At 46.3% G+C, this 10,496-nt stretch carries 8 protein-coding genes; 5 read left to right on the top strand and 3 right to left on the bottom strand.

The window, feature by feature from the left end:
* Nucleotides 1-16: 16 nt before the first annotated feature.
* The gene (locus V7R55_RS18750; protein WP_334060843.1) at nt 17-778 is read right to left on the bottom strand and encodes a sugar-binding protein; all 762 of its coding nucleotides are present in this window, start codon (nt 776-778) and stop codon (nt 17-19) included.
* Nucleotides 779-941: 163 nt separating this feature from the next.
* Here V7R55_RS18750 and V7R55_RS18745 point away from each other — a divergent pair, with 163 nt between their 5' ends.
* The 5 genes from V7R55_RS18745 (at nt 942) to envZ (ending at nt 6,571) form a co-directional block, all read left to right on the top strand.
* The gene (locus tag V7R55_RS18745) at nt 942-1,904 is read left to right on the top strand and encodes an ion transporter (protein WP_334060841.1); all 963 of its coding nucleotides are present in this window, start codon (nt 942-944) and stop codon (nt 1,902-1,904) included.
* A gap of 122 nt (nt 1,905-2,026) precedes the next feature.
* Complete coding sequence (locus V7R55_RS18740) at nt 2,027-2,932, top strand: phosphoribulokinase (protein ID WP_334060839.1); 906 nt, start codon at nt 2,027-2,029, stop codon at nt 2,930-2,932.
* A gap of 176 nt (nt 2,933-3,108) precedes the next feature.
* Nucleotides 3,109-4,239 carry a DUF2855 family protein gene (locus tag V7R55_RS18735; protein WP_334060838.1) on the top strand — a complete coding sequence of 377 codons (1,131 nt, stop codon included), beginning with the start codon at nt 3,109-3,111 and terminating at the stop codon, nt 4,237-4,239.
* A gap of 242 nt (nt 4,240-4,481) precedes the next feature.
* Nucleotides 4,482-5,204, top strand: coding sequence for an osmolarity response regulator transcription factor OmpR (gene ompR / locus V7R55_RS18730; protein ID WP_118491268.1), 723 nt, complete (start codon nt 4,482-4,484; stop codon nt 5,202-5,204).
* A gap of 32 nt (nt 5,205-5,236) precedes the next feature.
* Nucleotides 5,237-6,571: a two-component system sensor histidine kinase EnvZ gene (gene envZ / locus V7R55_RS18725; protein ID WP_334060835.1), complete on the top strand. Its 1,335-nt coding sequence runs from the start codon at nt 5,237-5,239 to the stop codon at nt 6,569-6,571.
* A gap of 82 nt (nt 6,572-6,653) precedes the next feature.
* On the opposite strand, the gene V7R55_RS18720 is transcribed toward envZ, so the two are convergent.
* Together V7R55_RS18720 and V7R55_RS18715 are read right to left on the bottom strand one after the other, a co-directional pair.
* Nucleotides 6,654-7,826, bottom strand: coding sequence for an MFS transporter (locus V7R55_RS18720; protein ID WP_334060833.1), 1,173 nt, complete (start codon nt 7,824-7,826; stop codon nt 6,654-6,656).
* A 151-nt stretch (nt 7,827-7,977) separates the two neighbouring features.
* Nucleotides 7,978-10,419: a TIM-barrel domain-containing protein gene (locus tag V7R55_RS18715; protein ID WP_334060831.1), complete on the bottom strand. Its 2,442-nt coding sequence runs from the start codon at nt 10,417-10,419 to the stop codon at nt 7,978-7,980.
* Nucleotides 10,420-10,496 lie beyond the last annotated feature (77 nt).

Genomic DNA, 10,496 nt, shown 5'->3' with positions numbered 1-10,496 from the left:
CGTTAATCAGCCAACATCACTTAACCAAAAGCACCTTTCCAAACACCGATGCATCTTTGTACCCCAAGTTTTTATCGCCGTTTACTGGGGTGATCTCATGAGAGCCTAAAAAGTGCTCTCTGTCGCCACCATCCGCATCGCAATAGGCAAGCATAAAGCCCAGTGTCATACCTTCTTTTAAGGTAACAGGCGAATTATCTTTTCCGTGTTGATAGCTATCATCAAATACACGTACCGCTGCTTCCCAATGAATCTTGTAAGGCGCTTGTGTATCACGCTGCCACTTATTCTCAACATGGTTGTTGTATAGCTGCGGTACCGCCTCTCCCGCCTTATTGGGGCCGATATCAACAACCTGATGGTCTAGCGCCAGGTGATAGGCAAACGCATTGTAGTTATTAAGATGATCGCCACCAGAGGCATCCGCATCAATGAAAATTTCTAAACAGTCATCATCCCAGTAACGCTCAAGGGGGTTGGCATAGGTATCTGAGAGGTGGTCGTCTTCTATTTCAGCTAAAAGGTACAACGCCTTTTCATCCCAGCGTAGTTTATATCTACCAGAAAAGTCACTGGGCTCGGGATTGGTGCCCCACATCAGCGAGGTCATTTCGTGCCAATCACCTTCTTCCCATGCAGCATCATTTGCTACGCCATCTATAACGGGTGCATTCGCGGTAAACATAACAGTGTCTGGCTTCGCCTGTGCTGCCGGGACAAGCATAGTGACAAGTAGTGTAGAGGTGAATGCTGATACTAGGGGTTTAGTACTTTCCAATTGAATACGGTCTCAGTTTGCCTTCCTGACGTTTAAACTAACATGTTTTAAGCCCTAATGCGTTTGAAATGCTGACCAGTAACGTCTCCCTTTGTCAGAAGCATTACCAATTTATCTCCGTTATTGATATAACAAGGTTAATTCTTAAATCATAAATTTAACTATGTCATTTCGAAACGCGTGCTATCACATTCTTGCTCCTGCTAGCGAAGCCCACGAATACAAAAAATGTAGCAAGTTGTTTGATATATTGCTTATTGCGCTGATTATCGTAAATGTAGCGGCCATGATGCTAGAAACTGTGCCGGGTATTCCCGCCCTTTGGCAGCATGAATTGCATACCATTGAGGTCGTTTCGGTACTTATTTTCACTGTTGAATACATACTTCGCGTTTACAGCAGTGCATCGGCGCCTAACCGTACTTCCCAAGCTAACGGTACTTCCCGAGCTGACGGTACTCCCCAAGAAAAAACGACGGCATGGAAAAAGCGTTGGGCTTATATAACAAGCCCTATGGCACTGGTGGATTTGATGGCGATCCTACCTTTTTACTTAAGTGTTTTCGTAGCATTTGATTTACGTATATTAAGGGTATTCAGAGTACTACGAATTTTGAAGATTGGACGCTATTCTCGTTCAATGCAAACCCTTGTTACCGTTTTGCGCAACGAGTCGCATAGCCTCATCGCTGCCATTAGCGTACTTCTACTGTTCACTGTTATCGCCGCCACGTGCATTTACTATATCGAACATACCGCGCAACCCGATGTCTTCAGCAGTATTCCAGCGTCTTTGTGGTGGGCGCTGGTTACGCTTACTACCGTTGGCTATGGCGATGCCGTTCCCGTTACAGCATTAGGCAAGGTATTTGGTGGGCTTATAACTATCATGGGCATATGCTTTTACGCCTTACCAGCGGGCATTTTATCATCAAGCTACACCACTCAAATGCAGTTAAAACGGGACCGGTTTAAAGATACAGTGAGAACTGCATTAGATGATGGAAAGCTAAGTGATCACGAAATCCGCCATTTAGAACACGTAAGAGTGTTACTTGATTTAGATGAAGAAGAAGCAAAATTAATAATGCGTTTGTTACAGCATCATCATAAGCTCGACCGTTGATTACGCGCAGGCCTCCGCCAAAATACGTGTACTAAACTAGACTGCCCGTGCAGGGTCGCCCCCTTGATTCTTGTCGCACATCAGCTTATAACTAGTACCCGTCATTTCCAAAAAGAATTCCTATGTCTGTCAAACACCCTATTATTGCTATAACAGGTTCTTCCGGCGCGGGTACTACTACCACGACCAATGCTATTCGCCATATTTTCAGGAACCTAAATGTTAATGCTGCAGTAGTGGGCGGTGACAGCTTTCACCGTTTCACTCGCCCAGAAATGGAAGTTGAAATTCGTAAAGCCCAAGAACAAGGCAGACATATCAGCTACTTTGGTCCTAAGGCCAACGACTTTGAATTACTGGAAACGCTTTTTAGAGAGTATGGTAGTTCGGGCACGGGGCAGTTTAGGCAATACCTTCACACCTTTGATGAAGCTGTTCCTTTTAATCAGATGCCGGGCACCTTTACTCCGTGGCAAGATTTACCGCAAAACACCGACTTGCTGTTTTATGAAGGTTTACATGGCGGCGTTAAAACTGAAGAAAATGACGTAGCGAAGCACGTAGACTTGCTGGTTGGCATGGTGCCGATTGTAAATTTAGAGTGGATTCAAAAGATTGTGCGTGACACCACTGACCGCGGCCATTCGCGTGAAGCGGTAATGAGCAGCATTGTTCGCGGACTAGACGATTACTTCCACTACATCACGCCGCAGTTTTCTCGCACCCACGTTAACTTTCAGCGCGTCCCCACGGTTGACACTTCGAACCCTTTCAGCGCCAGGGAAATTCCCACCCAAGATGAAAGCTTTGTTGTAGTGCGCTTTAGACGTGAAATGAAGAATGTCGATTATCCTTACTTGCTTCAAATGATCGACGGGTCGTTTATGTCACGTATCAATACGTTAGTTGTGCCGGGCGGTAAAATAGCGCTGGCCATGGAACTTATCCTAACTCCGCTGCTTGAAGATATTTTGAATAAAAAACGACGAGCCGGCCATCAAATGGATTGGCTTAGTACCGACGAGTAGCAGCGGGCTGTATACACTGCTTCTATAGGCATATATTTAAAACATTAAGTCGTAATGGCTATTCCCCTGCGTCAATCTAGGTTTATAACTGCTTAGCTTTTTTTGACTGAGCTTTTTTTAACTAAGCTTTTTAACTGGGCCTCTTAACCCAGTTCTATGACCGTCGGGCACCTATTATGACTACAGTTCAAAGCCAGCAAATTTGGATAGATCAGCAAGACCTTACCAACACTAAAGTTGTTCAATGCGATATAAACGTAGGCGATTTACAGCAAGACGAAGTATTGCTGGAAACCGACAGCTTCGGCTTTTCTGCCAATAACATCACCTACGCGGCATTGGGTTTTAAAATGGGCTACTGGGGCTTTTTTCCACCACAAAGTAATGACGATGGTATTAACCCAAACGGCTTTGGCATAGTACCCGTATGGGGCTTTGCCACTGTCAAAGCGTCTTGTCATCCTGATATTAAAGAGGGCGAGAAGGTATTTGGTTACCTACCCATGGCGAGCCACTGGGTAATAAAGGCCGGAAAAGTCGCCCCACACGGGTTTTCAGACGTACATGAAATGCGCAAAAGCATCAGCCCAGTTTACGACCAATACCTGCGCTGTGCGGCGGACCCTGGCTACGACAAAGACCGTGAAGCATGGCAGCTAAATTTCAGGCCCCTTTATATGACCTCGTTTGTGCTTGATGACTATGTTGCAGAGAAAGCGCAGGGCGAGACTTTGCTGCTATCTAGCGCTTCAAGTAAAACTGCATTGGGAACGGCGCAACTACTTAAAGATCAAAAAGCATCTCGCAAAGCCAGCTATAAGGTGGTTGGGTTAACCTCTCAGTCTAATGTGGATATGGTCAAAGCATCTGGCTGCTACGATGCAGTGTATAGCTATGATGACCTATCTTCGCTTACGAGTGACAATAGCGACTTGCGCTACTGGCTACTTGATTTTGCAGCTAACGGCACGCTAATTAATAACCTCAGCGAGCTGCTTGGCGATAGCTTTAGCGAAGTAACCTTAATTGGTGCTACAGATTGGAAAGCCGAAGAAAAGCCAAACCCCAAACGTCTTAATGCAGAGATTTTCTTCGCACCAGCTCGCGTAAAACTGCGCCAAGGGGAATGGGGGCATGAGGCCTTTTTGGCGAAATACGCAGGTGCATGGCAGCGCTTCGCATCAAAAGTCAGCGACCAGTTCTTCGAACAGCCGCACCAGGGCACTGACGCCATAACACAGTTATATCTGGAAACACTTAACGGTACGGCGAATACTAAAGCGCTTAATGTCGTCACTTTTAATTAGTATTCCATAAGCTAAATACCCAACATTTCACGAGTGATCACGCTCTTACTGAATTATGGTTGGTAAATAAGGAAAACGGATAAGAGACAATGTGCGAGGGGTGAGCAACCCGCCCCTTCTCTCGACCTATCCGCCTTAGACATTATTTGTAACAATCATCCCTTACCTTTTACGCTTTTCTCGCTTTTGTATTTCACATCTTGTGGTTATAGTGAAACAAAAGTAAAACGAAAGGTATGAGTATGGGTCAGGAAACCTCTAAAATTCTCGTTGTTGATGATGACATGCGCCTGCGCAGCCTATTAGAGCGCTATTTGTTAGAACAAGGCTACCAAGTGCGCAGTGCTGCTAACGCAGAGCAAATGGATAGACTGCTTGAGCGCGAGAATTTTCACCTAATGGTTTTAGATCTAATGCTACCAGGCGAGGATGGCTTGTCTATTTGTCGCCGTCTGCGTCAGCAAGAAAACGACATGCCCATTATAATGCTTACTGCAAAAGGCGATGAAGTTGACCGCATTATTGGCCTTGAAATGGGTGCAGATGATTATTTACCAAAGCCATTTAACCCGCGCGAGCTTTTAGCACGCGCTAAAGCAGTATTGCGCAGACGCAGCAGCGAAGCGCCGGGCGCGCCTTCTAAAGACGTGCAAATTGTGGAGTTTGGCAATTACAAACTTAATCTCGCCACCCGTGAGATGACAGCAGGCGATACGCCGTTGACTCTGACAAGCGGCGAGTTTGCAGTATTAAAGTCTTTGGTTACTCACCCCCGTGAGCCTTTGTCACGAGACAAATTGATGAACCTAGCACGAGGCCGTGACTACAGCGCCCTTGAGCGCAGTATTGATGTTCAAGTTTCTCGACTACGTAGAATGCTTGAAGATGACCCAGCCAACCCGCGCTACATTCAGACCGTATGGGGTTTGGGCTATGTTTTTGTCCCAGACGGCGAGCAAGTTTAGCCACCTATGAGCTACACAGCAGACGGTGCGCTATGCGTTTAGTTCCCAAAAGTGCATTTGGTCAAACCGTCATGCTCATTGGCGTGTTGTTGCTTATCAACCAAATAGTGTCCTACATCTCGGTCACCTACTACTTTATTCAGCCCAGCTACCAGCAAATTAATAGCTTATTAGCCACACAGGTTAAGTCTGTGCTGGCCAATGATTTACTGGTGACTAATCAAGAAACACGGGAACGCTACTTTCAGCAAACGCAGGTGCAAGTTTTCGATGAAAGCGTGGCGAGAAAGAACGGCTTAGAAAGCGCTGTTTATTACAGCTACATATCGACGCAGGTAAGTGAACAGCTAAGGCAGCTGGCCGATGTGCGCATAAGCACAACCACGCAAGCTAGCGACGAGAATGCGCCCTACATTGTATGGATATCTCTTATTCGCTATCCAGACACCTGGATTTCTATTCCCATTTCGGGGTTAAACGAGGCGAATATCTCCCCACTGACTATGTATTTAATGGTAATTGGGATATTGAGCGTAGCCGGTGGCTGGTTGTTTGTAAGGCGCATGACGCGGCCCTTATCAGCCTTACAAAAAGCAGCAATTGCTGTGGGTAAAGGTGAGCACCCCGCGCCGCTTCGCGAGCAAGGCAGTACGGAAATGATCCAGGTAACGCGTGCTTTTAACCGTATGAATCAGGGTATAAAGCAGCTTGAGAACGACCGTAATATTATGACCGCAGGTATTTCCCACGACTTGCGCACTCCGCTCACTCGCATCCGCCTTGCTTCGGAAATGCTGCCAGAAGATCAGGATTGGATAAAAGACGGCATTGTAAATGATATAGAGGATATGAATGCCATTATTGACCAGTTCATTGACTATGCACGTTATGACACAGAAGAAGTCACACAAGAAACTGATTTAAACGCTATTATCGCTGAGTTGGTGCAAGCACGGCATTTAGATGATAAACACCATATTGAATTAAAGCTTAACGCCATCCCTCCATTATCACTTCGCCGTATTGCAATGAAACGAGTCATCGACAACCTCATTGAAAATGCTTTTAAATACGGCTCTGACGAAATCGCCATTAGCAGTTTTTATAATCGTCACGAAAAACGCGTGTACTGCAAAGTGCGTGATTTCGGGCGAGGTATTCCCGAAGAAGAGCTCAGCAGTGTTTTCATGCCCTTCGCACAAGGTGACAAAGCGCGTAACTCGTCAGGCTCTGGTCTAGGGCTTGCCATTATTCGTAGAATAGTAGAGGCTCACGATGGCGAAGTGTCGCTTAGAAACCACCCGCAGCAAGGGCTAGTGGCAGAGTTTTACTTACCCTACCTTTCAGAGCTGCCTCAAAAGAATTAACGCTATAGGTTTTCGCTGTTAACGCGCTGCCACTTGCCATTGAGATTAAACTCATTGCAACTAGCTAGCCCTCTCAACCTATTCAGCTCCTGTGGTACTTAATCTTCCTACTGTAACCGTAAGAAGCTAGCCACAGCACACATCCACCCAATGGGATCACCCAAAATGCCGTGGTAAGGGGTGCAAAATTAGCCCAAAGCCCAGTAGAAAACGAAGCTACCTGTACCCCAGTGGCATTGCCGATAATAGCAATGCCAGAAAGCACAGGGCCGTTGTCGCTGTCGATATTCATTGCCGCAGACAGTGCAAGCGGAAAAAGCCCACCTAGCCCTAAGCCTAGCAATAAATTACCCGCGCCTATGCCATAGGGAGTCGGCATCATTTTAAGTGAACAAACGCCAGCAAGCGAAGCGGTGGCCATGAGTACAATCATGCGGTGGACTGATACAAAGCGAAGCAGAAATGGAAAGGTCAGGCGACTTATCACCATTCCCGCGGTAAAGCACGCGAGTAAATTACGGGATTGTTCGCCGCTAAAGCCTAAGCCGTTTTGCGCATAGCTCACAAACCAGTTAGCGTTACCAAACTCTACCGCTCCATAGCCAAACGAGAGCAAAGTTAAAAATATAAAAACTGGCTGCTTGATGATTACGCCAAATGCCAAGGTTTTCTTCGGCTGTTTTGGTTGATCTTTACTGACTTTTGCCTGCGACCGCGCAGCAATATAGGTATAGCAGGATAGAATAATCATCACGCCAGCTACCACTTGAATGGGCAAGCGCCAGTTATGTTCAATAAGATATAACAGTGTTACAAAAAACGACGCGGCAAACGTACCTAGACTGAACATAAAGTCCATTAAGCCCATCATAGTAAAGCGCTTTTCAACGTACATTCGCGCAATCAGAGTATGCCCTATAGTAAAAATCGTTGAGCTAACCACACCGATTAATACAGCTAACACTAGAAACCATTGCCAAGATGATAAAATAGAAACCACGAGCAAAAGGCCCGTATTGACGCTGAACAGGGTGGCCAGCAGGGGCATGTATTCAAATCGGCTGGCATACTTGCCACCAATTACAGCACCTAACATCATGCCCACCGAAAACAGCGAGAACAAAGCACCACTGACCACCTCAGACATCTGCAGATCAGCGGCAATATCTGGCAGCAGTATTCCCCATAGGAGAAATAACTTACCAATTAAGAAAAAACCGGCAAAGATAACAATGGTAGCGGGAAGTCGGCTCATTTAGGCTCCACAGTTCATATAAGTTGGATTACAGCGGATGTACTTGTAAGGGCACAATCTAGGTAGTGCCCTTAACTTAGAAAGTGAGCCCTTCTAAACTGCCTAGTAAGACAATTCAACGGCCTTTCTCATCTTATGAGCCCAACTTACATTATCGCATGATCACAACTTTAACAGACTGCTGATAGTCGCAGTTAAATGCAAGCGAAAGCGTTTTCCCTTTTTCATCCCATGCTACTGGTACACTATGGCCGTCTACTAAAACACGTGAAGGTTTTTGGCTAAAGCCATGCACCACATAGTTGATGTTGCGCTGTTTCGGCATACCGATATAGCTGCCTTCGCTGCTAAGAGAAAGAGTTAACCCAGCGTTGTCATTGACTGATGAATGTAGCTGTAAAGTGGTGTACAAGCCTTTCTCGACCGATGCAGGATTTTTACCGTCATCCTCGTAGTAGGTGTAAGAAGACGAAGCTACAGAGCGGTCGTGCCAGTAATGTATCTCTAGCTGGCGAGCATTAAATTGCTCAATACGATCAAGCCCTTTTGACATGGGCATAAAGCTACCTGCTTTAACCCATACAGGGAAGTTGTCTTGGGTTAATGGGTAATCTACCGTTTGCCCGCCTTGGTATTTGGTGTTGGAGAAAAAGTCGAACCAAATGCCTTCAGGAAGAGCTGTCGTCCATTGGCTTTGATCAGGGCGGGTCACCGGTGACACCAACAGCGCGTCGCCCCATAAATAGCTGTCAGCGTTTTCAAACCATGAGCTTTCACTATACTCCATGGCTAATGGGCGCATTAGCGGTGTCCCGTTCAGTGCATTTTCAAACGCCAATGAATAATTGTACGGCAGCATGTCGTAACGAAGCTGAATAAACTTGCGCGCAATAGACTTCACGGGGTCGGCATGGAAAACAGGCTCTGGGGCAATATTATCCTGAGCATGAGGCCTAAATACCGGTGAAAAGGTACCGAACTGAAGCCAGCGGGTATAGAGATCGGGATCAAAGGTTTCGCCTCCGGCAAAGCCTCCTAAATCAGAATGGGTATACGCCATACCAAAAACACTCATTTGAAGTGCTAATTCTACCTGTGGCTTAAGCCCGCCCCAGCTTCGGCTTACGTCTCCGGTCCAAGGCACCATACCGTAGCGTTGGCTGCCCAAAAAACCTGAGCGCATGAGTATGAACGGGCGCGTGTCAGGCTGTAGCGAGGTTAAATTGTTATACACGGTTTTCGCCCACTGGTGACCATAACCATTGTGAACTTCTGCACCGCTTACCGTGTTATTTTCTAGACCTGCATCGCTCCAATTGTGCTGTATATCATCAGGGTGTACTTCGGGCTCGCCCAAGTCGCCCCACCAGCCGGCTACACCTTGCGCAGCAAGTTTTTCATAATATTGCCAAAACCAACCTTGGCCGCTTTCACTGAACACATCAACTAGGCCCGTATTGCCAAAGTAGAAGTCGAAGGTGTAAGGCGTTCCCCTGTCATTTTGAGCAAGAGCATTATTGGCAACGGCGCTTTTCCACTTTTTTGATGTGGTTAGAATAAAAGGCTCGGTTATAAGCACGGTTTTCACGTCTTGATCGCGTAGCTCGCTAATCATTTTCTCAGGTTCTGGGAAGGTGGCGCTGTCCCAGCTTAAATTACCCATGTGCCCTTTTACATCCTTGCCAAACCAGTAAAGGTCTAGCACCACGGCATCGACAGGAATATCTTGTTTGTTAAAAGCATCTACCACTTCCAACACTTCGTTTTGAGATTTATAACCAAAGCGAGACGCAAAGTTACCTAACAACCAACGCGGTGGAAGCGGCTGCTTTCCCGTTACTGCTACAGTAGAGGTTACCGTATCTTCCAGGTTTCCCCCCAATACCATGATGTAGCTGGCGCGGCCGCCTTGTGCCTTGAATAGCAACTCGTCGCTGTTCGTTTTGCCAATATCTAGCTCACCAGAAGCGGTGTTATCAAATAATACGCTGTAATTTTTTGAAGACATCACGGCCGACAAGCCAAAATACATCTGGTTTGAAGAGGTGGTGTAACCATAGTGTGCTTTGTTATAAAGCGGCATGCTATGACCACGACGGTCCATTCCCAAAACGCGCTGGCCGCCACCATAGAGTTTTTCATTTTCATCTAGCGCGAACGACAGGCTGACGCCGTTACTGGAAATACTTAGTCCGCCTTGCTCTTTCGCGACAAATTTGCCGTTAACAGAATAACTGATAGCGTGCGTCGCCTTATCAACATGCGCTGCAATATTATTGCGTTTTAAGATTAGGGTTGTCGCAGTTTCAAAAAGCTCTACATCATTAGCTTTTTTGTTTGTAACATCAGTCAACGCGGGCTCGGGAAGCGCCATAGACGGTAGATTTGCGTAAGGCGTGCCGCTGTCATCAGTAAGATAGGTTACTTGAAAGCCACTATCGTGCAACGCGCTTATCGTGAAGTCATTGGTATCCGTATCAATATTTAGCGTTGCATTTTCGAGTGTTGCTATTTGAACTTCGGCTAGCGTATTTACCGAGAAAAATGCCAAACCAGCACATGCAAGTGCTATACGCTGTTTCCTGTCTATCATGCTCAAAACCTTTTTTATGCTTCATAGCGAACCGCACTTAATCAACGAAGCGCGCTTAATTAAAGCCTACTTGTGTA

It is taken from the genome of Alteromonas sp. S005 (genome assembly GCF_036864475.1).
In the GTDB taxonomy this organism is placed as follows: Bacteria; Pseudomonadota; Gammaproteobacteria; order Enterobacterales; family Alteromonadaceae; genus Alteromonas.
The sequence above is the reverse complement of the archived record's forward strand: the minus strand, read 5'-3'. Positions and strand labels throughout refer to the sequence as shown.

Excerpts from the sequence above, each read along its gene's own strand:
- envZ (WP_334060835.1), top strand. The coding sequence starts at position 5,237 with ATGCGTTTAGTTCCCAAAAGTGCATTTGGTCAAACCGTCATGCTCATT.
- V7R55_RS18720 (WP_334060833.1), bottom strand. The coding sequence starts at position 7,826 with ATGAGCCGACTTCCCGCTACCATTGTTATCTTTGCCGGTTTTTTCTTA.
- V7R55_RS18745 (WP_334060841.1), top strand. The coding sequence starts at position 942 with ATGTCATTTCGAAACGCGTGCTATCACATTCTTGCTCCTGCTAGCGAA.
- V7R55_RS18735 (WP_334060838.1), top strand. The coding sequence starts at position 3,109 with ATGACTACAGTTCAAAGCCAGCAAATTTGGATAGATCAGCAAGACCTT.
- ompR (WP_118491268.1), top strand. The coding sequence starts at position 4,482 with ATGGGTCAGGAAACCTCTAAAATTCTCGTTGTTGATGATGACATGCGC.
- V7R55_RS18740 (WP_334060839.1), top strand. The coding sequence starts at position 2,027 with ATGTCTGTCAAACACCCTATTATTGCTATAACAGGTTCTTCCGGCGCG.
- V7R55_RS18715 (WP_334060831.1), bottom strand. The coding sequence starts at position 10,419 with ATGATAGACAGGAAACAGCGTATAGCACTTGCATGTGCTGGTTTGGCA.